The organism is Cellulomonas jepli (assembly GCF_047229345.1).
Classification (GTDB): domain Bacteria; phylum Actinomycetota; class Actinomycetes; order Actinomycetales; family Cellulomonadaceae; genus Cellulomonas_A.
Genome location: NZ_JBFTER010000075.1, coordinates 1 through 23,774 on the forward strand (window position 1 = coordinate 1; position 23,774 = coordinate 23,774).

20 protein-coding genes are annotated in these 23,774 nt (G+C 75.9%); 8 read left to right on the forward strand and 12 right to left on the reverse strand.

Going from position 1 to position 23,774, the window contains the following annotated elements; translation table 11 throughout:
* Positions 1-982 (forward strand): dihydrolipoamide acetyltransferase family protein (locus AB6N24_RS16135; protein WP_412870404.1); only part of this gene is annotated, 982 nt, incomplete at its 5' end.
* Between the two features lie 216 nt (positions 983-1,198).
* On the forward strand, positions 1,199-1,681 hold the full coding sequence (locus tag AB6N24_RS16140) for a GNAT family N-acetyltransferase (protein ID WP_412870405.1): 483 nt from the start codon (positions 1,199-1,201) through the stop codon (positions 1,679-1,681).
* A gap of 92 nt (positions 1,682-1,773) precedes the next feature.
* Here the strand turns inward: AB6N24_RS16140 and AB6N24_RS16145 are convergent, their stop codons facing one another.
* Positions 1,774-2,889, reverse strand: a complete 1,116-nt coding sequence (locus AB6N24_RS16145) for a hypothetical protein (RefSeq protein ID WP_412870406.1) — start codon at positions 2,887-2,889, stop codon at positions 1,774-1,776.
* A 150-nt stretch (positions 2,890-3,039) separates the two neighbouring features.
* On the opposite strand from AB6N24_RS16145, the gene AB6N24_RS16150 reads away from it, so the two are divergent.
* Entirely contained in the window at positions 3,040-3,600 is a 561-nt protein-coding gene (locus AB6N24_RS16150) for an RNA 2'-phosphotransferase (protein ID WP_412870407.1), read from the forward strand.
* A 120-nt stretch (positions 3,601-3,720) separates the two neighbouring features.
* On the opposite strand, the gene AB6N24_RS16155 is transcribed toward AB6N24_RS16150, so the two are convergent.
* The 7 genes from AB6N24_RS16155 to AB6N24_RS16185 are packed head-to-tail and all read right to left on the reverse strand — an operon-like array spanning position 3,721 to position 12,937.
* Entirely contained in the window at positions 3,721-4,515 is a 795-nt protein-coding gene (locus AB6N24_RS16155) for a siderophore-interacting protein (RefSeq protein WP_412870408.1), read from the reverse strand.
* Between the two features lie 51 nt (positions 4,516-4,566).
* Positions 4,567-5,232, reverse strand: coding sequence for a GNAT family N-acetyltransferase (locus tag AB6N24_RS16160; RefSeq protein WP_412870409.1), 666 nt, complete (start codon positions 5,230-5,232; stop codon positions 4,567-4,569).
* A complete protein-coding gene (locus AB6N24_RS16165) occupies positions 5,229-7,547 on the reverse strand; it encodes a penicillin acylase family protein (protein WP_412870410.1) in 2,319 nt (772 codons plus the stop codon). The genes AB6N24_RS16160 and AB6N24_RS16165 overlap by 4 nt, the downstream gene beginning before the upstream one ends.
* Positions 7,544-9,379: an IucA/IucC family protein gene (locus tag AB6N24_RS16170; protein WP_412870411.1), complete on the reverse strand. Its 1,836-nt coding sequence runs from the start codon at positions 9,377-9,379 to the stop codon at positions 7,544-7,546. Before AB6N24_RS16170 ends, AB6N24_RS16165 begins: the two co-directional genes overlap by 4 nt.
* Positions 9,376-9,972, reverse strand: coding sequence for a GNAT family N-acetyltransferase (locus tag AB6N24_RS16175; RefSeq protein WP_412870412.1), 597 nt, complete (start codon positions 9,970-9,972; stop codon positions 9,376-9,378). Before AB6N24_RS16175 ends, AB6N24_RS16170 begins: the two co-directional genes overlap by 4 nt.
* A gap of 44 nt (positions 9,973-10,016) precedes the next feature.
* Complete coding sequence (locus AB6N24_RS16180) at positions 10,017-11,459, reverse strand: lysine N(6)-hydroxylase/L-ornithine N(5)-oxygenase family protein (protein ID WP_412870413.1); 1,443 nt, start codon at positions 11,457-11,459, stop codon at positions 10,017-10,019.
* Complete coding sequence (locus AB6N24_RS16185) at positions 11,456-12,937, reverse strand: pyridoxal phosphate-dependent decarboxylase family protein (RefSeq protein ID WP_412870422.1); 1,482 nt, start codon at positions 12,935-12,937, stop codon at positions 11,456-11,458. The genes AB6N24_RS16180 and AB6N24_RS16185 overlap by 4 nt, the downstream gene beginning before the upstream one ends.
* A 394-nt stretch (positions 12,938-13,331) precedes the next feature.
* Here AB6N24_RS16185 and AB6N24_RS16190 point away from each other — a divergent pair, with 394 nt between their 5' ends.
* Positions 13,332-15,332, forward strand: coding sequence for an MSCRAMM family protein (locus AB6N24_RS16190; protein ID WP_412870414.1), 2,001 nt, complete (start codon positions 13,332-13,334; stop codon positions 15,330-15,332).
* A 241-nt stretch (positions 15,333-15,573) separates the two neighbouring features.
* The gene (locus tag AB6N24_RS16195) at positions 15,574-16,785 is read left to right on the forward strand and encodes a GGDEF domain-containing protein (RefSeq protein WP_412870415.1); all 1,212 of its coding nucleotides are present in this window, start codon (positions 15,574-15,576) and stop codon (positions 16,783-16,785) included.
* A 15-nt stretch (positions 16,786-16,800) separates the two neighbouring features.
* On the opposite strand, the gene AB6N24_RS16200 is transcribed toward AB6N24_RS16195, so the two are convergent.
* Positions 16,801-18,570 carry an MDR family MFS transporter gene (locus tag AB6N24_RS16200; RefSeq protein ID WP_489672060.1) on the reverse strand — a complete coding sequence of 590 codons (1,770 nt, stop codon included), beginning with the start codon at positions 18,568-18,570 and terminating at the stop codon, positions 16,801-16,803.
* Positions 18,571-18,936: 366 nt separating this feature from the next.
* Positions 18,937-19,611, reverse strand: coding sequence for a TetR family transcriptional regulator (locus AB6N24_RS16205; protein ID WP_412870416.1), 675 nt, complete (start codon positions 19,609-19,611; stop codon positions 18,937-18,939).
* A gap of 91 nt (positions 19,612-19,702) precedes the next feature.
* Between AB6N24_RS16205 and AB6N24_RS16210 the strand changes: the two genes are divergently transcribed.
* A complete protein-coding gene (locus tag AB6N24_RS16210) occupies positions 19,703-19,837 on the forward strand; it encodes a hypothetical protein (RefSeq protein ID WP_412870417.1) in 135 nt (44 codons plus the stop codon).
* 36 nt (positions 19,838-19,873) lie between these two features.
* Positions 19,874-20,671, forward strand: a complete 798-nt coding sequence (locus tag AB6N24_RS16215) for an alpha/beta fold hydrolase (RefSeq protein WP_412870418.1) — start codon at positions 19,874-19,876, stop codon at positions 20,669-20,671.
* 24 nt (positions 20,672-20,695) lie between these two features.
* Here the strand turns inward: AB6N24_RS16215 and AB6N24_RS16220 are convergent, their stop codons facing one another.
* Both AB6N24_RS16220 and AB6N24_RS16225 read right to left on the reverse strand, forming a co-directional pair.
* Positions 20,696-21,037 carry a YciI family protein gene (locus AB6N24_RS16220; RefSeq protein WP_412870419.1) on the reverse strand — a complete coding sequence of 114 codons (342 nt, stop codon included), beginning with the start codon at positions 21,035-21,037 and terminating at the stop codon, positions 20,696-20,698.
* A 34-nt stretch (positions 21,038-21,071) separates the two neighbouring features.
* Positions 21,072-22,028, reverse strand: coding sequence for a MerR family transcriptional regulator (locus tag AB6N24_RS16225; protein ID WP_412870420.1), 957 nt, complete (start codon positions 22,026-22,028; stop codon positions 21,072-21,074).
* 262 nt (positions 22,029-22,290) lie between these two features.
* On the opposite strand from AB6N24_RS16225, the gene AB6N24_RS16230 reads away from it, so the two are divergent.
* On the forward strand, positions 22,291-23,774 hold a 1,484-nt coding region (locus AB6N24_RS16230; protein WP_412870421.1), incomplete at its 3' end, for a cytochrome c oxidase assembly protein.

Below are 23,774 nucleotides of genomic sequence, written 5' to 3' on the forward strand. Positions count from 1 at the left end.
GGCCACCGCCGCGCCCACGCGCGGCGCCGCCGGTGCGGCGCCGAACGGTGCGGCCGCGGCACGGACCGCCGCCTCCGAGCGTGCGCTCGCGAAGCCGCCCGTCCGGAAGCTCGCGCGCGACCTCGGCATCGACCTCGGCTCGGTCAACCCGACGGGACCGGGCGGCATCGTCACGCGCGAGGACGTCGTCGCCTACCAGGCGAGCGCCCAGCCGCGGGCGCTCGCGACCTACGCCGGAGACGACGCCCCGTGGCTCGCGCAGGGCACCGTGTCCGACGACGGCCGCCAGACGCGCGTCCCGGTCAAGTCGGTGCGCAAGCGGACCGCCGAGGCGATGGTCGCGAGCGCGTTCACCGCACCGCACGTCACGGTCTTCCACACGGTCGACGTCACGCGGACCATGAAGCTCGTCGCCCGGCTGCGCGAGGACCGCGAGTTCACGGACGTGCGGGTCACGCCGCTGCTCGTCGCGGCGAAGGCCCTGATCCTGGCGGTCGACCGGCACCCCGAGATCAACGCGAGCTGGGACGACGCGGCGCAGGAGATCGTCTACAAGCACTACGTGAACCTCGGCATCGCCGCCGCGACGCCGCGCGGGCTCGTCGTCCCGAACATCAAGGACGCGCACCGGATGGGGCTCAAGGAGCTCGCCGTCGGGATCGCCGAGCTCACCGCGACCGCGCGCGCCGGGAAGACCACCCCGACGGACATGAGCGACGGGACCATCACGATCACGAACGTCGGGGTCTTCGGGATCGACACCGGCACCCCGATCCTCAACCCGGGCGAGGCGGCGATACTCGCGTTCGGCGCGATCCGCGAGCAGCCGTGGGTGCACAAGGGCAAGATCCGCGTCCGGCACGTCACGCAGCTCGCGCTGAGCTTCGACCACCGGCTCGTCGACGGCGGGCTCGGGGCGCGCGTGCTCTCGGACGTCGCGAAGGTGCTCGAGGACCCGGCGCAGGGGCTCGTCTGGGGCTGACCGGGCGGGCGTCGGCGGGCGGTGAGCGCTGCCAGCCGGTGCCGGGCACGCACGGGCCGGCCAGCCGTTGCCGGGCACGCACGGACCCGGACGGGCGCTGCCGGGTATGGACGGGCACGCACGGGCGCTGCCGGGCACGGACGCGCGACGAGCGCGTCGCCGCCGCTGGCTAGGGTCGCGGCGGACCCCGCCCGTGGGTCCGGTCAGGGGACGACGATGAGCACGTGGACGGTCCGCCGGGTGACGCCCGCCGACGAGCAGGCGTGGCGCTCGCTGTACCGCGCCTACCGGGAGTTCTACGAGGTGCCCGACGACGAGTCGGCGCTCGACACGGTGTGGGCGTGGGCGCTGGACCCGGCCCACGAGGTCGAGGCGTGGGTCGCCGCCGACGCGGAGGGCCGGCTGGGCGGGCTCGCGCACGTGCGCCGGTTCGCCCGCCCGCTCGCGGCGTCCACCGGCCTGTACCTCGACGACCTCGTGACGCACCCGGACCGCCGGCGCGAGGGCGTCGGCACGGCCGTCCTCGAGCACCTGCAGCGGTACGCCGCCGCGGAGGGGCTCACCGTCGTGCGCTGGATCACCGCGGCCGACAACGCGCGGGCCCGGGCGCTGTACGACCAGCACGCGACGGCGACGCCGTGGGTCACGTACGACCTGGCACCGGCACCCCAGGCAGTGACGCCGACGCCCGACGCCTGAGCCGGACCCGTCCTGCGCCGTGAGGTGGCGGTCGGGTCAGGGCGCGCCGGGTGCACGGGTCCGGGTCGGGTCGCGGGTGCTCGCTCCACGGCTCACCGCCCGGCGAGCAGCACCCGCTCCGCGTCCGAGCCCGTCGGGACGGCGAGCTCGACGCCCGGTCCGCCGAGCACGAGCGAGAGCGTCACCTGCGTCACCCCGCCGTACACGGGGTGCGGCGCTGCGTGCACGCCGCGGATCGCCGAGCGCGCGACGGTCAGCCGGGAGCGTGAGTGGTCCGGGGCCCGGCCGCGCGTCAGCCACGCGCGACGCCCGAGGACCTCGAGCCACCGCTCGTCCTGACCGACGACCGCCCCGTGCAGCGTCGCGGGCGACACCGCGTGCAGCACCTGCGCGAGGGCGTCGGACGCCGCGGGGCGCACGCGCCGGCGCGGGTGCAGCGCGAGGAGCCGTAGCTGCGGCAGGCGCCGGGCCAGCTCGCGGTAGGAGGTGACGAGCCCGACGTCCTCAGGACCGAGCACCGACGGGGCGAGCGGCGGGTCGGTCGGCGGTGCGGGGTCGGGCGACGCGGGGACGGGCGGTGCGGGGACGGACGACGCGGGCCCGTACCCCGTCGGTGGAACCGGGGCGGCAGGCTTCGTGAGCGTGACCCGCGCGCTGCCGGCGAGCTGCGTGGTGCCGTCGTCGTCCACCGTGCGCTCACCCCGCGCCGGGCTCCCGTCGTGCGGGCTGCGGCCGTCGTGCGCGGCGCGGACGGCGTCGACCAGGCGCTGCACCCCGTCCGCCGCGGAGCCGCTGTACCGCAGGGTCAGTGCGCGGCCGTCCTGCGTGAGGAGGTCGAGGCGGGCGTCGAGCATGCTCGTGACGTCGCGCAGCGCGACGACGTCGGCCGGCCGCGACGACCACGTCCGGTACCCGCGCGCGTGGTCGTCGAGCGACGCGGGTGGCTCGCCGGCGTCGGTCAGCGCCTCGAGCCGGGTGAGCACGGTGAGCTCGTCGTGGGCCAGCACGACGAGGTGGTCGTACAGGTCCATGTCGGCGGTCGCGTCGCGGCGGGAGATGTTGCGCGGGACCTTGAGCACGAGGTGCGCGGCATCGAGGTCGAGCGGGTGCGTGCGGAACAGCCGCGGGACGTCCTGCGGGGAGCGGACCTCGTCGATCCGCGGGCCGAACGCGTCGTACTCGGCCGTGCTCGCACCCGTGCCGGTCATGGGTTCCTCAGGGGTCGGCGGGTCGGTCGGGCTCCATCCTGCACCCCGCCCGGCGCGTCCACGGACCGGCGTGCGGCATCCGGGTGAGCGCCGCGGGAGGGAACGCCGCGCCGGGCCGCGGGCACCGTGGTGCTCCGGCAGACTGCGCGCATGGACGCCGCGCTCGTGCCGCTCAGCAAGTTCCTCAGCCTCGTGCTGCGGCACGACCCGGCCCGCGCCGGGCTGACGCTCGACGAGTCGGGCTGGGCGGACGTGGACGCCCTGCTCGCCGGTGCCGTCGCGGCGGGTCTGCCGCTCACGCGCGAGCGGCTCGACGCGGTCGTCGAGCAGAACGAGAAGCGCCGGTTCGCGTTCAGCGAGGACGGGACGCGGATCCGCGCGAGCCAGGGGCACAGCGTCGCGGTCGACCTCGGCCTGGTGCCCGTCGCCGCCCCGGACGTGCTGTTCCACGGGACGGCCGAGCGCACGCTCGACGCGATCCTCGCGACCGGGCTGGAGCCGCGCGGGCGCCAGCACGTGCACCTCTCCGGGGACCGGGACACCGCCGTGGCCGTCGGGCGCCGGCACGGGCGGCCCGTGATCCTGCACGTCGACGCGCGGCGCATGCAGGACGACGGGCTCGTGCTCTACCGGTCGGCGAACGGCGTGTGGCTCGCGGACGCGGTGCCGGCGGCGTACCTGAGCCTCGCGGACGGACGCGCGCCCGCCTGACCGGGCCCCGGCGCAGCACGACGGATCGGGCCGCTCCGTCTCCGGCCGTGCGCGACGGGCGCTCAGGCCGATCCGCCGCGACGCGACGCACGGGGTCGCCGTGCGTCGCGTCCTCACGGATCAGGCGCTCTTGCCGAGCTTCCAGTAGCCGCAGAACGTGACGTTGGCCTTGGGGACGCCGCGCTCGCCGACGAGGTGACGGCGCACCCCGGTCGCGAGCCCCGACTCGCCGACGGCGAACGCGTAGGGCACGCCCGACGGCCAGGACAGCTCGCGGACGTGCTCCAGTGCGCGCGCACCGGGCCGGTCCCCGGGCGCCCGGACGACCCAGTGCACCGCCATGCCCTCGGGCGCGTCGACGTGCTGCGCGTCGTCGGCGTCGGGGATCTCGACGAGCGCGTGCCCGACGGCGTTGCGCGGCAGGTCCCGGAGGATGCCCGCGACCGCAGGCAGACCCGTCTCGTCGGCGACGAGGAGCGTCCAGTCGGCGGGGACCGGCGCCCACCCGCAGCCCTGGTCGATGAGCGCGACCTCGTCGCCCGGGAAGGTCCGCTGCGCCCACGGGCCCGCGACGCCGTCGGTGCCGTGCACCACGAAGTCGATGTCGAGCTCGGGGACCTCGGGTCGGACCTCGCGCACCGTGTAGCTGCGGATCACCGGGCGGGTCGCGCGCGGGAGGGTCAGGTACCGGAGGTAGCCGCGCGTGTCGAGGCGCGAGGGCAGGTTGTCGAGGCGCGCGTGGTCGTCGACGGGCACCGCGAGGCGGAACCACTGGTCGAACCCGCGGCGCTCGAACCGGCGCAGGTCCTCCCCGCCGAGGGTCACGCGGACCACGTGCGGGCTGATCTGCTGCGTGCGCTCGACGTGCGCGGTGACGAGGCCGCTCGGGGCGTGGGTGACGGTGATCGTGGGCACGGGTGTCTCCGGGTGGGTGTCGGGAGGGGGTGTCGGGTCGACGACGCGTCGTCAGCGGGGCGCGGGGGTCGCGGCCGCTGCCGCTGCGCCGGCGGTGAGGAACGCGAGGCGGGCCCGCTTGTCCGGCAGGTCGATCTCCGGGCCGAGCTCGAAGCCCGAGCGGACCATGCGGGCGACGGCACGCTCGTTGCGGACGTCGGGCTCGACGACGAGGCGCCGGGCGCCCGGCTGACCGAGCAGGACGTCGGTGAGGTACCGGAGCAGGTGCGACGTGAAGCCGGGCGCCGGTGCGCTGCCGCGTGAGCCGATCAGCAGGTGCAGCCCGACGTCGCCCGGCTGCACCGGGTAGCACTCGCCGACGGGGTCGTGGTGCGGGTCGTACGTCTGCAGCAGCGCGAGCGGCTCGTCACCGAGCCGCACGACGAACGCGTGGTGCGTCTCGAGGGAGTCGACGTACGCGTACAGCTCGCCGAGCTCCTCGCGGGTGAGGTGACCGAGGCCCCAGAACTCGGTGCCCGGCTGCGTGACCCACGCGTGGATCGTGCCGAGGTCGGCGACCGGGTCGAGCACGGTCGTGCGCAGCAGGCCGAGGGGCTCGACGACGCGCTCGTCGACCGTCGCGCCGCGCGGGCCGGCGAGCAGGCGGACGTGCTCGGCGGGAGGGGCAGCGGCTGCGGCGGTCGCCGGTGCGGGGGCGGACGGGTGTGCGGTGGTCACGCGAGCTCCTCGGGGGTCAGCCGGTCCCAGTCGGTCACGACCTCGACGGTCGACGCGTGGGCCCACAGCGGGTTCTGGTCGGTGAAGTGCGGGCTGCGCGGGTCGCCGCTCGCGCCGAACGGCACGCCCCAGCGGCTGCGCTCGCGGTCGGCGAGGTCCCAGACCCAGCGCGCGACCGAGCCGCGCCACGCCCGGTCGGTGAGCGACGGCGTCGTGCCGGTGCAGCGCACGCAGTCGCCGTCGCCCGCGAGCGGCACGTCGGGGACGGTCGGGCCGGAGCAGCCGGGGACCTCGTCGAGCAGGTGCGACGCGAGCACCCGGTGCCGGTCGCCCCAGGCGCCGTCGACGGCTGTGCTCGCCGCGACCTCCTCGAGCGCCTCGCGGACCTCGTGCGCCGCGTCGATGCCGAGCGCGGCGCCGTCGAGCAGCCGGGGCAGGGCGTCGGCCGCACGCGCGGCGACGGAGAACCAGGGGTCGAGCACGTCGCCGTGCGGGTGCGGGGCGTGCAGCGGCGCGAGCGCGGGGTGCGCGGCGAACCGCCGGACGAGGGCCGAGCGCCACGCGGCGAACGTCGCTGCGGGAACGCTGCACGCGTCCATGTGCCGGTCCCAGGCGAGGAGCCGGGCGCGCACCTGCTCGGCGGCGGGCGTGAGGTCGTCGCTGTGCTCGACCCGCGCGAGCAGGGCGGCGGCCCCGCCGAGCAGCGTGTCGGCGTGGATCGCGCTCATGTCCTCGGGGTCGAGGCGGTCCGCACGTCGCTCGTGCAGCAGGGCGCGGATGCGGTCCGCGCGGTGCGGTGGTGCGTAGGCGAGCCCCAGGTCGACCTCGGCGCGCTCGGGGCGCTCGTTGGCGTCGACGGCGGCGTCCGTCACCTCGACCGGCGGGACCGGACCCAGCCACGGGGCGGGGCGTCCGGCGGGCGTCCACGCGTCCTGCGGGAGGCGCCGCTCGGTGCGCGGGCGGGCGGGGACGCGGCCCACCGTGGCGCTCAGCACCGTGCCGTCCGCGTCGGCCGCGAGCACGCGGTTGACCGGGTCGACCCAGCCGCGGAGCGCCCCGACGACGTCGTGCGCCGTGCGGGCGCGCAGCAGCGGCAGGAGGCTCGCGAAGCCGAGGTCGGCCGTCGCGCGGGCCGGGAACCGGACGCTGTGCACGACGACGCCCTCGGGTGCGGCCGGCTCGTCCGTCGCCCCGCGTACCGGGTCCGTCGTCGCGCCCGTCGCCCCGTCGACCGTCGGACCCGTCGTGCCGTCCGCCGTGCCCGCTGCACGGCCCTCGCGCGTCGTCGGGGTACGGCCGAGCGGCTCCGCGGCGAGCACGACGCCCCGCGCGGTCTCGACGACCTCGACCTCGACGCCCGCCCCGCCGCGCACCGCGACGCGCTCGACGAGCCGCTCGGCAGGTTCCCACCCGTCGGGCCCGAGCGCCTCGGCGTCGTCCCCGCGCAGGCGCACGCGCTCGCGGAACACCTCGACGCCGTGCGCCATCGCGTTCGTGATGCCCCAGGCCGCCGTGCCGGTGTGCCCGAAGTGCTGGACGCCCGGGACGCCGGGGAACGCGAGCCCGACGACGTCGACGCCCGGGCAGGCGAGGCGGACCTGCTGGTAGACGCCGGGCAGCTCGAGCAGGCGGTGCGGGTCGCCGGCCAGGAGCGGGCGGCCGCTCGCGGTGCGGGAGCCGTGCAGCGCCCAGGCGTTGCTGCCCGACGTGGGCACGCCGCCGGCCTCGGTCGGGTCGTCGGGCGCGCTGCCGTCGCGCGGGCCCGTCACGGCGCCCGGCTCCGCGCCCGCGCCCTGCGCCTCGGCGGGGTCGGCGCCGCCCAGGACGGCCAGCCCGGTGGCGCCGAGGGTCCGCGCGACGTGCGCGTTCCACAGCACCCGTGGGAACGTCGAGAACAGCGCGTGCGCGACGAGCATCACGCCGAGCGGCGCCCACGCCGGCCACGGCTCGCGCGGGGTCGTCGACCCGAACCGCTCGTCGAGCGCCGCGAGCTCGACCGGGCGCGGCGCGGCGTCGAGCCCCGCGTCCACGCCGCGCACGTAGGCGTCGACCCAGGCGCGCACGTCGTCGTCGAGCGCGTCGTACGCGCGCCGCGCGGTGTCGGCGAGCCGGGCCTGCCGCGCGAACCGGTCCCACGCGAGCCCGGCCGGGCCGATGCGTTCCGCGAGCCGGCCCTCGGCGCGCCACCGGTCGACCTCGATCTGCCAGCCGCGGTCGAGCGCGGTGACCCGGCCCTGCGCCTCGGCGAGCTCGAGGTGGTCGGCGGCGCGCACGTGGGGGACCCCCCACGCGTCGCGGAACAGCTCGGCGGTCATGACGCGGCGACCACCACGTCGCGCGCGATCGGGTTCGCGAGCGTCCCGGCGTAGATGAGCGAGCCCGACTGGTCGGTCAGGTCGACCATCTGCAGCGTGTTGCGGAGCTGGAGCCGGTTCAGGCACGAGTGCGCGAACCGCGGCGCGCGCAGGTCGACGCCGCTCGTGAGGCCGGGGTGGTCGGCGGCGTGCCGGTCGACGCACTCGCCGACGAGCGCCCAGAACTCGGCCTCGGGCAGCACGCCGTCCGCGTCGAGAATTGCGGCGAGGTGCCGGAAGAACCCGTCGAACACGTCGGTGAAGATCGCGAGCGCCTTCTCGTCGTCGTCGACGACCGCACGCACGCGCGCCACGTCCGCGGGCAGCGGACGGTCGCTGAGCACGGCGATCTCCTCGCCGATGTCCTTCATGAACGCGCCGGCGACCGCGTGGCCGTCGAGCACGAGGATCAGGTTCTCCCCGTGCGGCATGAACGCGAGGTCGTGCGCGCGCAGGCAGTGCACGAGCGGACGCAGGTACGCGTGCAGGTACCGGCGGACCCACTCGTGCGGGGCGAGGCCCGACGCGCCGACGAGGGCCGTGACGAACGCGTCCCCGGCGGCGTCGCGGTGCAGCAGCGAGGCCATGGTCGCGAGGCGCTGACCCGGCTCGACGCGCGGCACCGGGCTCTCCCGCCACAGCGCGGCGAGCATCTTGCGGTGCGCGCTCGGCTGCGCGGTGCGGTGGTAGACGTCGCCGGTGTAGCCGATCGACACGTGCTCGCGCAGCACCCGGAACCCGGCCTCGACGAGCGTCGGGTCGCCCGCGACGAGCTCGGCGACCCAGTCGTTGATCGCCGGGGTCGCGCGCATGTACGCGGGGGACAGGCCGCGCAGGAACCCCATGTTCTGGATCGCGAGCGCGACCTTGACGTAGTCCCGGTCGGGGCGCGAGCGGTTGAGCAGCGTGCGGATCGACTGCTGCGCCTGGTACTCGTCGTCGCCCTCGCCGAGCAGCACGAGGTCGCGGCGCGCGACGTCGGCCGCGAACGTGATCGCGACGCGGTGCTCCCACTGCCACGGGTGCACGGGCAGGTAGCGGTAGTCCGCCGGGTCGAGCCCCACGGTGCGCAGGTGCGCCGCGAACCGGCCGAGCGTGGCGACGCCGAGCTCGGCGCGGTAGAACGCGTCCTCGTCGACCCCGGCGCCGAGCGCGAGGTGGCTCGACGCCCGCCGCACCGCGAGCCACACGAGCCGCACGGGCGCCGCGGCCTCGGGCGAGTACGCCGCGTGCTCCCCGACCCCGAAGCCGATGCGCCCGTTGTTCGCGACGAAGCCCGGGTGCCCCTCGGTCATCGCGCGCTCGACGGTCGCGAGGTCGGCGCCGAGCAGCTCGGCGACCGCCGGACCGCCGTGGTGCGCCTTGTACGCGGCGCTCGCGAGCGTCGACGAGAGCTCCTCGAGGTACACCGCGAGCAGCGCGTCGGGGATCTCGAGCAGCGGCTGGAGCTCCAGCACGAGGTCGAGCGCGTCGAGGGGCGCGGGCCCGCCGTCGACGTCCCGCGTCAACGACGCCTCGTCGACCGTCCAGTGCTCGAGCGCGGTGCGGCGCGCGCGGAAGCGGTAGACGACACGGCCGCCGTCGAGCGTCACGCGGTACGTCCCGCCCGCCCGGTCGGGCACGGGTGCGAGGAGGCGCTCGTGGGAGAACTCCGCGAGCGCCTTCGCGACGAGGTGGCGGTGCGCGACGGCCATCGGCTCCGGGCGCAGGTGCGCCGCGGGATCGAGGCGGTGGGTGGGTGCTGCGGCGGACGGGCTCGTCGGTGTCGGCGTGGTCGTGTCGGTGAGGGTCATGCGGCGCTCCGTCCGAGGGGGCTGGCGTCGAAGTCGGCGCGCGTGCACACGGCGAGGTGCGCGCGCTTGCCGGGCAGCTCGAGCTCGCGCAGCACGCGGAAGCCGGCCGCGGCGTTCTTCGCGGCGATGCGGGTGTTGGTCACGTCGGGCTCGACGACGACGCGGGTCGCCCCGAGGCGGTCGAAGCAGAAGCGCACGGTCGCGGCCATGACCGCCGACGTGAGCCCGTGCACGGGGGCGTCCCCGGGCGGCGCGACGAGCAGGTGCATGCCGAGGTCGCCGGGCTCGACCTCGGGCACGTCGGCGAGCAGCAGGCACGCGGGGTCGTAGGTCTCGACGAGGAACGTCGGGACGTCGTCGACCCGCCCGAACCACGCGTTCTGGTACGGGTCGGCCGAGACGCCCGCGAGGTAGTCCCGCACGTCGCCCGGGGACAGGTGCGTCATCTGCCAGAACGCCGACGCCGGGTGGGCCAGCCACCCGTGCACGACGGCCGCGTCCGCCGCGGCGTCGACGCGGGCGAGGCTCAGGTGCCCGACGGGGGACGGGGGAGCGGTCCACGGGCCGCGCGCGGGTGCGGCACCGGTCGCCACGGGTGCCGTGCTCGGTGCAGCCCCGGCCGTGCTCGTCGACCCGTTCACCGGGCGCCCGCCGCGTGCTCGACCCGGCGTGCGTCGCCCGGCACCCCGAACTCCTGGAACGCGATGCGCCGCTCGACGGGGTACACCTCGCGCCCGGTGATCGACGCGAGGATCGACGAGTTCCGCCAGGCCCCGAACCCGAGGTCCGGAGCGGTGAGGCCGTGCGTGTGCTCCTCGGCGTTCTGCACGAACACGCGCCCGTGCCCGCCGTCGACCGTGTAGTCGCGCGCGACGGCGAACCGCCCGTCGGGGTCCCAGTCGAGCCGGTCGCGCACGCCGAGCACGAACTCGGGGACCTGCGCGGCGTACCCCGTCGCGAGCACGAGCGCCGAGGTCCGCCGCTCGTGCACCTCGTCGAGCTGCGCGTGCCGCAGGCGCAGCACGTACTCGCCCGTGGCGTCGTCGCGGTCGGCGGCGAGCAGCTCGGTGTCGGTGAGCAGGGTCGTCGGCACCGGGCCGTCGAGGCTCAGCCGGTAGAGCGTGTCGTAGATCTCGTCGATCAGCGGGCCGCTGATGCCCTTGTACAGCGACCGCTGATCGCGGCCGAGCGCGCGCCGCTGCTCGTGCGGGAGCCCGTGGAAGTGGTCGGTGTACTCGGGCGAGGTCAGCTCGAGCGTGAGCTTGGTGTACTCCATCGGGAAGAACCGCGGCGAGCGCGTGACCCAGTCGAGCCGCGCGTCGCGCCCCGGGAGCGTCCCGAGCAGGTCCCGGTACACCTCCGCCGCCGACTGCCCGCTGCCGATCACCGTGACCGACGGCGCGGCGGCGAGGCGCTCGCGGTGCGGCAGGTAGTCGGCGCTGTGCACGGCGAGGCCACCCGCCGGGTCGCCCGTGCCGCCCGGGGTGCCCGAGCCGTCGGGCCCGAGGAGCCCGCGCAGCGCGGCCGGCACGACCGGCGAGGTCCCGGTGCCGAGCACGACGTGGCGCGCGCGGTAGGTCTCCTCGGTGCCGGCCGTGCTCGCGGGCCCGCCCCGCACCGCCCGGACCAGCCACAGGTCGGCGTCGTCCGGGTCGACCTCGAGCGCGACGACGCGACGGCCCCAGCGCAGCGAGTCGAGCTGCGCGGCGGCCCACCGGCAGTACGCGTCGTACTCGGCGCGCAGCGGGTAGAAGCTCTCGCGGATGTAGAACGCGTACAGCCGGCCCGTGGCCTTGAGGTAGCTGAGGAACGAGTACGGCGACGTCGGGTCGGCCATCGTGACGAGGTCCGCGAGGAACGGGACCTGGATCGTCGCGCCGTCGATCATCATGCCGGGGTGCCAGCGGAACTCGTCGGCCGCGTCGAGGAACACCGCGTCGAGGTCGAGCGGCGCGGTCAGGCACGCGAGCCCGAGGTTGAACGGGCCGATGCCGATGCCGACGACGTCGTGCACGTGCCCACCGCCCGCCGCGCTCGCGTTCGTCGCGCCGAGCCCACCCGTCGCCCTCGCGCCGCTCACCACGCGAGCGCCCCGTCGAGGTCGCCGTCGAGCACCGCGTCGAGCTCGCGGTCCAGGCCGGTCGCGAGCTCGCGCCCGGCGTCGAGCGCCGCGGCGGCGTCGCGCACCGCACCCAGCACGCGCCGGACGTCATCGACGGTCGAGTCGGGGTTGAGCAGCGTGAGCTTGAGGCAGGCCCGGCCGTCGACGACGGTCTTCGCGACGATCGTGCGGCCCGAGTCGAACAGCGCGCGGCGCACGAGCGGGACGAGCGCGTCGGCCCGGGCGTCGGGCACGCCGGGCGGCTGGTAGCGGAACAGCACCGTGCTGAGCTGCGACCGGCCCACGAGGCGCAGGTCGGGGTCGTGCTCGACGAGGTCGTGCGCGGCGGCGGCGAGGTCGACGACCGCGTCGAACATCTCGCCGAGGCGGTCCGCGCCGAGCGCGCGGAGCGTGACCCAGAGCTTGAGCGCGTCGAACCGGCGCGTCGTCTGCAGCGACTTGTCGACCTGGTTGGGCTCGCCGCTGCCCTCGGGGTTGAGGTAGTCCGCGTACCAGGCGACGGGCGCGAGGTCCGCACCGTGGCGCACGACGAGCGCGCTCGACGAGACGGGCTGGAAGAAGCTCTTGTGGTAGTCGACGGTCACGGACCGGGCACGCTCGATGCCGTCGAGCAGGTGCCGCCGCGTGGGCGAGACGAGCAGCCCGCACCCGTAGGCCGCGTCGACGTGCAGCCAGACCCCGGCCGCGTCGCACGCGTCCGCGATCGGGCCGAGCGGGTCGATGCAGCCCCGGTCGGTCGTGCCGGCGGTCGCGACGACGCACATGGGCACCCGCCCGGCGGCACGCGCGGCGTCGAGCGTCGCGGCGAGGACGTCGGGGCGCATCCGGCCGAGCTCGTCCGTCGCGACGCCGATCACCGCGTCGTCGCCGAGGCCGAGCAGGCGCGCGGACTTCTGCACGCTGAAGTGGCTCGACGCGGTCGCGAGGACGACGAGCCGGTCGAGCGTCGGCGCGGTCGCGGCACCCGCCAGCTCCCCGGTGAGGACGCCCGGCCCGGCGAGCGCGTGGTCGCGGGCGATCAGCAGCGCCTGGAGGTTCGACTGCGTGCCGCCCGAGGTGAAGATGCCGTCGCCCTCGGCGAAGCCGATCCGGGCCGCCGTCCACGCGACGAGCCGGCGCTCCATGAGCGTCCCGGCGGTCGACTGGTCGTAGGTGTCGAGCGAGGCGTTGACCGCGGCGACGACCGCCTCCGCGGCAACCGCGGGGAGCGCGACCGGGCAGTTGAGGTGCGCGGCGTAGTCGGGGTGGTGGAACCAGACGGCGTTCCGCACGAAGAGCTCGTCGACCTCGCGCAGCGCGGCGGCGGTGCCCCGGCCCGGTCCGTCGAGGTCGACGGCGTCGACGAGCGCGCCCAGCTCGTGGCGGCTCGCGCCCGAGAAGGGCTGACGGGTCTCACGGAAGCGGTCCGCGAGGCGGTCGACCGTCTCCCGCATCATCGCGGTGTAGTGGTCGGCGGTCGCGGAGGACAGCAGCTCGTGCACGCGGAGGCTCCCGGTGAGGTGAGGCGATCAAGGGCAGGTGAGGCCCTGGGGTTGGTGAGGCTCCCCTAAGTAAGGCTCGCCTAAACTAGCGCACGAACGGGTGACGTCAACCCACGCGTCCGACCGCCGGCCCGCGCGGGGGTCGGGGCGTCGTGCCGGCACCGCTCGGGTCCCCGGTCCGCGGCGCGGCACGTCCGGTGACCGACGCCGACCGGCACGAAGGGCGACCTGACGTGCGAATTCACCTGTCCGCGACGGTCCCGGCCGATACCCTGCTCCCGCCCTGAACTCCGGCGCGCAGACCGGCACCGGGCACCGCGGACACCCCGCGCCGACCGTGAAGGCTCCCGTGAACGAGACCGAAGCACCCGCAGCCCTGCCGCGCCCGCTCGCCGCGCACCCCCGACCGCACCACGCCGCCCGCGTCACCGCCGCCGCGCTGCTGGCTGCGTCCCTGTGCTGGCCCGCCGGTGCGGCGCACGCGCTCGACACCCCGGCGGAGGCCCCGCTCGCCGTCGAGGCGGCTCCCGTCGAGGCGACCGCGCCGACCCCGGAGCCCGGCGACGCCACCGCGCCCACGGCGGCTCCCGAGGCCGGCGAGCCCGCCGGCACGGACCCCGAGCCGACCGACGCCGCGGAGCCCGCCGCGACGCCCGAGGTCACCCCGGCGGCTCCCACGCCGGCAGCCCCGGCACCGGACGCCGGGTCCGCCGCGGTCGCAGCCGCGGCCGCCACCGGGTCCCTCTCCGGGCGCGTGCTCGACGCCGCCGGCGCACCCCTGGCCGGCGTCCAGGTGCTCCTGAGCGGCGTGCAGCCCGGGTCCTTCCCGGTGACCGCTGCCGACGGGACCTGGACGGTCGGCGGGCTCGCCGCCGGCAGCTACCGCGTCTGGTTCCAGCGCCCCGGGCAGCCGTACCTGCTGCACTGGGACGGCACCCCGTACGGCGCGTTCGGCGAGCAGTCCTCCGTGACGCTCGCCGAGGGCGAGGCGCGCGGCGGTGTCGACATCCAGTTCAGCGACAACACGGTCACCGGCAGCGTGACCTCGGGCGGCGCACCGGTCGCCGGGGCCGCCGTCGAGCTGCGCCGCGGCCCGGGGACCGACGGGCCCGCGCGCACGGTCACGACCGGCGCCGACGGGACCTGGACCGTCGGCTGGCTGCCGCCGGGCTCGTACAAGGTCCGCGTCGTCCCGCCGGCCGGCTCGGGGCTCGCGTCCGTGTGGTGGCAGCGCGTCGGGAACGTCTTCGGCACCGTCGACCTCACGGGCACGACGGGGACGCGCACCGGGGTCGACGTCGACCTGCCGGGGGAGTCGACGCTCGCCGGCCGGGTCGTCGACGGCGCCGGTCAGCCGGTCGCCGGTGCCCCGGTCGCGCTGTGGGGCGAGCGCCGCCAGCCCGCCGTCGTCGCACGGACGACGACGGGCGCCGACGGCACCTACGCCTTCGAGGGCCTCGGGGCCGGGATGTACACGGTGCAGGTCGCCCCGCCCGCCGGCTCGATGGTCGTCCCCGCCTTCCTCGGCGGCACGCTCGCGCTCCCCGGCACCCCCTGGGTGACGCTCGGCGCCCAGGAGGACGCCCGCGTGGCGGACCTCGTGCACCAGGTGGGCGGCACGCTCGCGGGCTCCGTGGTGGCCGACAGGGAGTGGGGCGCAGCGGGTCTCGTCGTCGAGGTCGTCGCCCCCGACGAGTCGGTCGTGACGCACTTCCTCGCGCGGGAGAACGGCGACATCGACTTCTCGACCGTGACGGCGATCCCCGCGGGCACCTACCGGATCCGTGCCTCGGTCACCGGCTTCACGTACTACTGGGTGGGCGGCAACAGCTTCGCCACCGCGCAGGTGATCGAGCTGCGTGCCGGAGCCGCGGTCTCCGACCTGCGGCTCGTCCTGGACAACGCCCACCTGAGCGCGCCGCCGGCGCCGGACCCCGGGTCGCTCGGTGCCGCCGACCGCGGGCCGCTCGGCGCTCTCGCGCCGGTCGTCGCGGGCTCGACGGTCACGCTCACGGGGCTGACCCCGGGCGACCTCGTGTACGTCTGGCTCGGGTCCGCGCCCGCGGGCCTCGGGTACCACGACGTCGCGGCCGACGGCACCGTGCGCGTCACCGTCCCCGCGGGGACCGCGACCGGTACCCAGCGCCTGGTCGTCGTGGACGGGGCGGGGAACGTCCTCGGGTGGACCGACGTGACGGTCCTCGCGACGGCTCCCGCCGCGAGCCGCTCCGGTGCGCGCGGGGCCCTCGCGGCGACCGGTCTCGAGGCGGGCGAGCTCGGTGGCATCGCGCTCGCGGCCGTGCTCGTGGGCGGCGCCCTCGTGGTGCTGCGGCGCCGGTCCGCCGCCTGACCCACCTCCGGCCCACCGGCCGGACCGATTCGCCCGGAGCCCCCGTCCCGCGTGGACGGGGGCTCCGGGCGTCGTGCGTCGTGGAGGAGGGCCGAGGCGCGGGCGGACCGTCCCGCGCTGCGGATGTCGGTGGTCCCTGTGATCCTGTCGACGGTCCGGTGCGCGCGTCGAGTGCTCAGAACGTCGTGGTCGTGCCGATGGGTGGGGCGTCAGGAAAGGTCGTCCGAGCGGAGGGACGCACGTGCGTCGGGTCGTCGCCGCGGTCAGGCGCGTCCTCGTCGTGCCCGAGCCCGACCTCGTGCACCGCAGCCGCGCGTCCCTCGTGGTCGCCGTCGGCACGGGCCTCGGGATCCTCGCGCTGCTGCTCACGCCGGTCGTGACCGTGCTCCCGTACGCCTCGGCGACGGTCGTGACGCTGCTCGCCGCGTCGGCGCTGAGCTTCACCGCGGCCTTCGTCGCGCGGCGCGGGCACCTCGGGGTGGCGACCGCGATCCTCATCGTGCAGCTCCTCGGCGTGCTCGTCGTGCCGTCGGTGCACGGCCGCGACGGCAGCTACTCGCCGCTGTTCATGGCCGTGTTCGTGACGATCGCCGGTGCGCTCGTGCGCGCCCGGTGGGTCCCGGTGGTGCTGCTCGCCGCGATCGCCGAGGGCGTGGTGCTCGCGCGGGCGTTCGACTGGCGGCTGGCCGCGATCACGCCCGACCAGCTCGCCGTCTACTGCGTCGCGATCGCGTGCGTCACCGCGCTGACCGCGGTCGTGCAGCGGGCCGCGATGGACTCCGCGCTCACGTCGGCCGTCGACCAGAAGGTCCGGGCCGAGGAGCTCGCCCGGCACCTCGCGGAGGTCAACAAGGACCTCGAGTCGCGGGTCTCGGCGCGCACCGAGGAGCTCGAGGAGGCGCTCAGCCGCTCGCACGAGCTGGCCGCGCAGCTGCGGGTGCTGTCCCGGCGCGACCCCCTGACCGGCCTCAACAACCGACGCGCGCTCGACGAGGCGATGCTGCACCTCGCGGCGACGCCCGACGCGGTCGGCCTCGCGGTCGCCGTCCTCGACATCGACGACTTCAAGGGTGTCAACGACCGGTTCGGGCACCCCGTCGGCGACCTCGTGCTGCGCGAGGTCGCCCGCACCCTGCAGACGCTCGGCCGGGCCGACGACGTCGTCGCGCGCGTCGGCGGCGAGGAGTTCGTCGTCGCGATGCCGTCGACCTCCGCCGAGGACGCGCTCGCGCTGTGCGAGCGGATCCGCGCCGGGGCTGCCGCGCTCGACCTGGGCAGCCGCGCGCCCGGGCTCGCCGTCACCGTGAGCATCGGCGTGACGCACACGGACCGGCCGACCGACCCCGAGGAGCTCGTGGGCGTCGCCGACCGGCTGCTCTACCTCGCGAAGGTCGGCGGCAAGAACCGCGTCGTGGCGGACGGCGAGCAGCTCCGGACGATCGCCCGCGCCTGACGGGCCCCGACGGGCTCAGTCGCCCGGCCGGTCTCCCTGACCGTCGCGCAGCGCGTCCCGGGGCGTCGGTCCCGTCGCGTCTCTGGCACCGGACGCCGGAGCCGTCGTCGCGTGAGCAGCCACCGGCGCCGTCCCACCCGGCGCCGTCGCACCCGGCGCCGTCGCACCCGAGGCTGCCGCCGCCGCGTCGGCCGCCGCCGCGTCCGCCGCGGCCTCGTCCTCGAGCCGGCCCTGGATGCCCGAGACGTTGCGCAGCGGCAGCTCGGGGAGCAGCACCGTGAGGATCACGCCGAGGACCATGACCGCCGCCGCGATGAGCAGGACGGTGCTGATCGACTCGGAGAAGCCGTCGAGGAACGGCCGGGCGAGCCGCGGGTCGAGGGCGTTGATGAACGAGGAGTCGTCGAGCGACGGCATGCCGCCGCCCCCGCCCTGCGCCATGTCGAGCACCGGCGCGTTCGCCGGGTCCGCGACGACCGCCGGGTCGGCGAGCGCCGCCTGGAAGTCGGGCGTGCGGGCGAGGCTCGTGAACGCGGCGCGGATGTTCTCCCCGACCGTCGAGAACAGGATCGACAGGAACACCGCGGTCCCCAGCGTCCCGCCGACCTGCCGGAAGAACAGCGACGACGACGTGGCGACGCCCATGTCCTGCACCGGGACGGCGTTCTGCACCGCGAGCACGAGCGGCTGCATCGTGAAGCCGAGCCCGAGCCCGAACACGATCGAGTCGGCGAACACCTCGACGAGCGCGGTGTCGGGGGTCAGGCGCGAGAACATCAGCGCACCGACGCCCATGAGCACGGTGCCGATGACGGGGAACCACTTGTAGCGCCCGGTCCGCGAGGTCAGCTGCCCGGTGATGATCGAGCCGGCCATGATGCCGAGCGTGAAGGGGATGAGCGTGAGGCCGGCCTGGGTCGGGCTCAGGCCCTTGACGATCTGGAGGTACAGCGGGAGCGTCGCGAGCCCGCCGAACATCCCGAGCCCGATGACGACGTTCGCGCCGGCGCCGACCGAGAACGTCCGGTTGCGGAACAGGTGCAGCGGCAGCAGCGCGTCCTTCTTGGCGACGACCTCCGCGAGCACGAACAGCCCGAGCCCGACGAGCCCGACGGTGTAGCAGAGCAGCGCGCGCGACGACGTCCAGCCCCACTCACGGCCCTGCTCGGCGACGAGCAGCAGCGGCACGAGCCCCATGACGAGCATGAGGGCACCGGGCCAGTCGATGCGGTGCCGGACGCGGCGCACGGGCGGCAGGTGCAGGACGCGCGCGACGACGACGATCGCGAGGGCCCCGAGCGGCACGTTGACGAGGAAGATCCAGCGCCAGCCGTCGATCCCGAGGATCGTGTCCGCCCCGGCGAAGAACCCGCCGATGACCGGCCCGATGACCGACGACGTGCCCCACACGGCGAGGAAGTACGCCTGGTAGCGCGCGCGCTCACGCGGCGGGACGAGGTCCCCGAGGATCGTGATCGCGAGCGCCATGAGACCGCCCGCGCCGAGGCCCTGCACCCCGCGGTAGATCGCGAGCTGGTACATCGAGTCGGCCGTGCCGCACAGCAGCGAGCCCACGACGAACAGGCTGATCGCGAGGAGGTAGAACGGCTTGCGCCCGTAGATGTCGGAGAGCTTGCCGTACAGCGGCGTCGTGATGGTCGACGCCATGAGGTACGCGGTCGTGACCCACGCCTGGAGCGACAGGCCGTTCAGGTCGTCGCCGATCGTGCGGATCGACGTCGCGACGATCGTCTGGTCGAGGGCACCGAGGAACATGCCGAGCATGAGCCCCGCGAGGATCGTGACGATCTCGCGGTGCGTGGGGCCGGATGCCGGTGCGGCCGCCGTGGCGGGCGGCGCGACACGGGGGGGCTGGGGTCGTGGACAACGCGGGCCTCTCGGAGGGGCGGAGTGCGGGGGGCCCGGACGGTCGGTCCGGGGAGGGTGCAGGCGTCGGCCAGGTCCAGCCGTCGACGCAACTGGTTGCTTCACGACACTATTCCCGGAGCGCCGCCTCGGCCTCCCGGAGGTGAGCGGCGGACGCGCGCCCGTCGGGTCCCGGGCTGCGCGCCGCCGGCCGGCCGCGGTCCCTCGACGGCGCGCGCGACGACGGGACCGTCCGGTCCGGTCCGCCGCTGCCCCTCGCAGGCGTCAGTCGACGGGCACGTCGTCGCGGTCCGCGAAGCCGGGGAGGCCCGGGGGCCAGTAGTCGACCGGTGCGGGTGCCGGTGCGGGCAGCGGGAGGGCAGCGCTGCCGAGGCCGCCGACGAGGGCGGCGACCATGCGCCGACGCCGGGGGGCGATGCGCTCGGGCGCGAAGCTGGTGACCTCGCCGATCGCCGCCACCCAGTCGTTGAGGTCGTTCCAGGTGGCGTCGGCGCGCAGGGCTCCGCCGGCGTGGAGCCGGGCGACGAGCTGCTCGCCGCGTGCGGCGCCGGCCCGGCTGAGCCGCACGTCCGACGGTGTCGGGGTGAACAGGCCCGCGGTGGCCGTGAGCACGGCGTGCAGGTCCGCGTCGACCACGTCGGTCAGGAACTGCAGCAGGACCGTCCCTGCGCCGACGCCCTCGTCGAGTGCGTCGTGAGCCTCCTCGATGAGCGTCACGAACCGGCGGGTGACGTCTTCCGCCACGGCTCGGAGCAGCAGCTCCTTGCTCGCGTAGCGCCGGTACAGGGCCGACTTGCCGACACCGGCGGCGGCGGCCACCTCGGCGACCGGCGCCCGAGGGTCGCGGGTGAAGACGGCTCGCGCGGCGTCGAAGATGCGGCTGTCGTTCACGGCGGCCTCGCGGGCGCGACCACCGCGGCGCGGCGTGGTCTGGGGCACGGGACGACACTACCCCCTTGAACGGAACGCTCCGGTCCGTTAGCGTCGAGGAAACGGACCAAAGCGGTCCGTTCGATGGACGGAGAACGACATGGGAACGCTGCTGGTCGTGGAGAACGTGTCGCTGGACGGGGTGGATCTCGCCGTCGAGGGCGCCACGGTCTCGCCGAAGGGCGCCGTCACCGCGACCTACCGGGTGCTCCGCGACGTACCTGCACGCGCCTGACGACCGCCGACGGTGTCACGTCCCGAGGAGAGAACGATGCCGCACGTCCACTCAGCCGACGGCACGGTGATCGGCTACGACCGGCTCAGCGACGACGGGCCCGCACTCGTGCTCGTCGGGGGCGGCCTCGACGACGGCGCGGAGAACCGTCCCCTCGGCGAGCACCTGGCCGACCGGTTCGCCGTGGTGACCTACCGGCGGCGCGGCCGCGGCGACAGCGGCGACAGCCGGCCCTACGCCGTCGGGCGGGAGGTCGACGACCTCGCCGCGGTGATCGACGCAGCCGGAGGGCGGGCGCACCTGTTCGGGGCGTCGACCGGAGGGGCGCTCGCTCTCGAGGCGGCGGCCGCGGGGCTCCCCGTCGACCGGATCGCCGTCCACGAGGTGCCGTACCAGGTGGACGACGCGATGGTCTCCGCCTGGCAGGCGTACCGGCGCCAGCTCGACGTCGTGCTCGACGCCGGCGACGTCGACGAGGCGCTGCGGCTGTTCATGCGGCTCGCCGGCTCCACCGAGCAGGACATCGCGGGCGCGGAGGCGGCCCCCGTGTGGCCCGCCCTCCGTGCGCTGGCGCCGACGCTGCGGTATGACGCCGCATGCCTCGGCGACGGCCCGCCGCCCGCGCACCGGCTCGCGCGGGTGCGGCAGCCGGTGCTCCTGACGACCGGCATCGCGATCGACCCGCACATGACCGGGCTCCCCGTGGACTTCTTCGGTGCGGCGGCGGACGCGGCCGTGCTGGCCGACGCCCGGCGCCACACCCTCGAGGTCGAGGGCCACGTGGCCGACCCTGCCGTGCTGGGCCCCGTCGTCGAGGCGTTCCTCACCGGCTGACCGCACGACCCCGCGTCCCCGTGCCTACCGGATGACCCGGACCTCCTGGGGCCAGCCGCACCCCTCGGCGACCCTGCCCGCCCACATCCTGGCGGTCTCCACGTCGGGCACGTCGATGATCGTGATGCCGCCCAGGTACTCGGTGGTCTCGGTGTAGGGGCCGTTGGTGATCGCCAGGGTCCCGCTCGTCGCGTCGGCGCTGAACGCGTCGGCCAGGTCCTCCTCGAGCCCGCCGGCGAAGACCAGCACCCCGGCCGCCTCCATCTCACGGACGACCGCCGTGCTGGGCTCCACGCGGCTCTGGAACCACTCGGCCGGGTGGTCACCGACCCACTGCTGGTGGAAGTAGATGGCGTACTGCGTCATGTCGCTCCTCCTGTGGGCCGCCCCGTGCGGCCCGTCACCACACTGACGGACGGGCCGCGCCGGAATCGACAGGCGCGTCGGGCCGACGTGCCCCCTCGGCGTCGGGCGCGCCCTGGGCGGCGAGCTCGACGGCCAGCTCCATGCAGCGCAGGCGGGCGGGGGAGAGGTCGTAGGGCATCATCCCGACGGCGCGGGCGGCGCTCACGCGAGCGTGCCCCCGGCCCGAGCCCTGGCCGGTCTCGTCCTCGGCGGACGCGGGGTGCAGGGCCTCCCAGGCGTCGAGGAGCTCGTCGTCACGCTGCGCCAGGCCGGAGTCCTCGAGGACGGCGTCCAGCGCCAGCTCGAAGGCGTGGCGTTCGGCCGCCACCTGTGCCACGCGGGGGTCGTCGACGGCGACCGTGTCGTCGAGCGCCTCCTCGGCGGCGTCGACGCGGTCGGACGCCTCCCGCAGACCCGGGTGGGTGGCCACGGCGATGGAGCGCGAGGCATGGACGGCCGCACCCAGCGGGCCGAAGATCCGCTCGATGACCAGCAGGTCGTCCAGGTCGGCCTGGCGCAGGGAGCCCTCGGGCAGGTCGTCGAGGCGGTCGGTCACGAAGTCGGACAGCAGCCCCATCCTGCTGCCGCGGGTGCGCATGCGCTGCACCGCGGCCCGCTGGCGCCGCAGCTCCGCCTCCTGGGCGGCGAGTGTTCCCTCCAGCCGTTCCAGGATGCCCGCGACGTCGTGGTCGCTGTCGGCGCCGGCAGGAGGCGTGTCCGCGAAGGCGTCACGGATGTCGTCCAGGCCGATCCCGGCGTCGGCCATCCTGCGGACCCACAGCAGCCGGATCATCTCCTCGTACCCGTAGCGACGGCGGCCGTCGCTGCCGCGCTCGGGCTCCGGGAGCAGGCCGATCGCGTGGTAGTGACGGATCGCCCGTGGTGTGGTGCCGACGAACGACGCCGCGTCACCGATCCTGACCTGGCGCGGCGGGACAAAGGCCAAGGACATGGGTGGGGCCTTCCTCGGGGGACGGGACGTGGGTCCACCGGACCACATGACGCTACGGAAGGTGCAACTCCGCACGCCCCGCCCGCCGGCCGTGCCACGAGCTGCACCTCAGGCCGATCCGCGTGCCGACGCGATCGTCGTCATCCCCAGCGCCGCGCCGGACGGCGGCGGGGAGGCGTCCCCGTGCCGGAGGTCGGTGCGAGCGGCGTACCTCACGTCCCCCGGGGCTCGCGGGCACGCCGCTGCGGGCGATGATGGAGGGGTGACCTCGACGCGCACCCCGGCGACCGTGCGCCCCGCCGCCGACGCCCCGGCGGCCGGGCGCGGTGCGGTCGTGCGGCTCGGCGCCCTGGCGCTCGCCGGTGTCGTGGCCGCGGTCCTCGGCGTGTGGTTCTCGCGGGCCGCGCTGCCGACGGTCCTGGCGGACCCGGGGGCGCTCGTCCGCTGGGGGCTGCCCGTCACCACGACGCTCACGGAGCTCGCGGGGTCGCTGACGCTGGGCGCGCTCGTGCTCGCGGTCGGCATCCTCCCGCTCCGGACCGCCGCCGGCCCCTCCCGCACCGGCCACGCACCGACCCGCCCCACCCCCACCGGCCCCGCCGCCCCCACCCCCACCGGCCCCGCCGCCCCCGGCTCCGCCGCCACCGCCCGCACCGCCTACGCGCGCAGCCTCACGCTCGCCGCCGTCGCCGCCGGCACGTGGACGGTCCTGTCCGTCGCGGGCCTCGTGCTCCGCTACGCGAGCGTGTCCGGGCGCCCGCTCGGCTCGTCGACGTTCGGCGAGGAGCTGGGCTTCTACGTCACGCAGGTCGACCTCGGCCGGAACCAGCTCGGCATCGTCGCGGTCGCGGCCGCCGTCACCGCGCTCGCGCTCGTCGTGCAGACCCCCACGGGCGCCGCCTGGTGCGCCGGGCTCACGGTCGTCGCGCTGTGGCAGCAGGCCCAGGGCGGCCACGCCGCCGGTGCGACGAGCCACGAGCTCGCGACGAGCTCGATGTTCCTGCACCTCGTCGGCGCAGCCGTCTGGATCGGGGCGCTCGCCGCGCTCGCCGTGCTCGCCGGCCGGCTCGGGGACGACCTGCGCCCGAGCGTCGAGCGCTACTCCGTGGTCGCCGGCTGGTGCTTCGTGCTCGTCGCCGTCTCCGGCCTGGTCAACGCCGTCATCCGGCTCGGCGGCCTCGACGGGCTCGGGACGCGCTACGGGGTGCTCGTGCTGGTCAAGGCCGCGCTGTTCGTCGTCCTCGGCCTGCTCGGCGCGGCGCACCGGCGAGCGGCGCTGCCCCGGCTCGCGGCGCCCGGCGCCGGGCCCGGTGCGGGGTGGCTGTTCTGGCGCGTCGTCGCCGTCGAGGTCGCCGTCATGGGCGCCGTCTCCGGCGTCGCCGTCGCGCTGTCGTCGACCGCGCCGCCCGTGCCGCAGGAGCCGCCGACGAGCCCGACGCCCGCCGAGATCGTCACGGGCCACGTCCTCCCGCCCGAGCCGACGCTCGTGCGCTGGTTCACCGAGTGGCGCTGGGACCTGCTGTTCGCGAGCGCCGCGGTCGCCGGGGTCGTCGTCTACGTGCGGTGGGTCCGGCGGCTGCACCGGCGCGGCGACACGTGGCCGTGGCAGCGGACCGCGATGTGGGTCTCCGGGCTCGCGGTCTTCTTCTGGACGACGTCGGGCGGCCCGGCGATGTACGGGCACGTGCTGTTCAGCGCGCACATGGTCCAGCACATGGTGCTCGCCATGGTGATCCCGCTGCTCCT

Bases quoted from the DNA above. Each gene is read 5' to 3' on its own strand.
- AB6N24_RS16140 (WP_412870405.1), top strand. From the start codon at position 1,199: ATGAGCACGTGGACGGTCCGCCGGGTGACGCCCGCCGACGAGCAGGCG.
- AB6N24_RS16145 (WP_412870406.1), bottom strand. From the start codon at position 2,889: ATGACCGGCACGGGTGCGAGCACGGCCGAGTACGACGCGTTCGGCCCG.
- AB6N24_RS16150 (WP_412870407.1), top strand. From the start codon at position 3,040: ATGGACGCCGCGCTCGTGCCGCTCAGCAAGTTCCTCAGCCTCGTGCTG.
- AB6N24_RS16165 (WP_412870410.1), bottom strand. From the start codon at position 7,547: ATGACCGCCGAGCTGTTCCGCGACGCGTGGGGGGTCCCCCACGTGCGC.
- AB6N24_RS16170 (WP_412870411.1), bottom strand. From the start codon at position 9,379: ATGACCCTCACCGACACGACCACGCCGACACCGACGAGCCCGTCCGCC.
- AB6N24_RS16185 (WP_412870422.1), bottom strand. From the start codon at position 12,937: ATGATGCGGGAGACGGTCGACCGCCTCGCGGACCGCTTCCGTGAGACC.
- AB6N24_RS16200 (WP_489672060.1), bottom strand. From the start codon at position 18,570: ATGCTCGGCATGTTCCTCGGTGCCCTCGACCAGACGATCGTCGCGACG.
- AB6N24_RS16210 (WP_412870417.1), top strand. From the start codon at position 19,703: ATGGGAACGCTGCTGGTCGTGGAGAACGTGTCGCTGGACGGGGTGGAT.
- AB6N24_RS16215 (WP_412870418.1), top strand. From the start codon at position 19,874: ATGCCGCACGTCCACTCAGCCGACGGCACGGTGATCGGCTACGACCGG.
- AB6N24_RS16220 (WP_412870419.1), bottom strand. From the start codon at position 21,037: ATGACGCAGTACGCCATCTACTTCCACCAGCAGTGGGTCGGTGACCAC.
- AB6N24_RS16225 (WP_412870420.1), bottom strand. From the start codon at position 22,028: ATGTCCTTGGCCTTTGTCCCGCCGCGCCAGGTCAGGATCGGTGACGCG.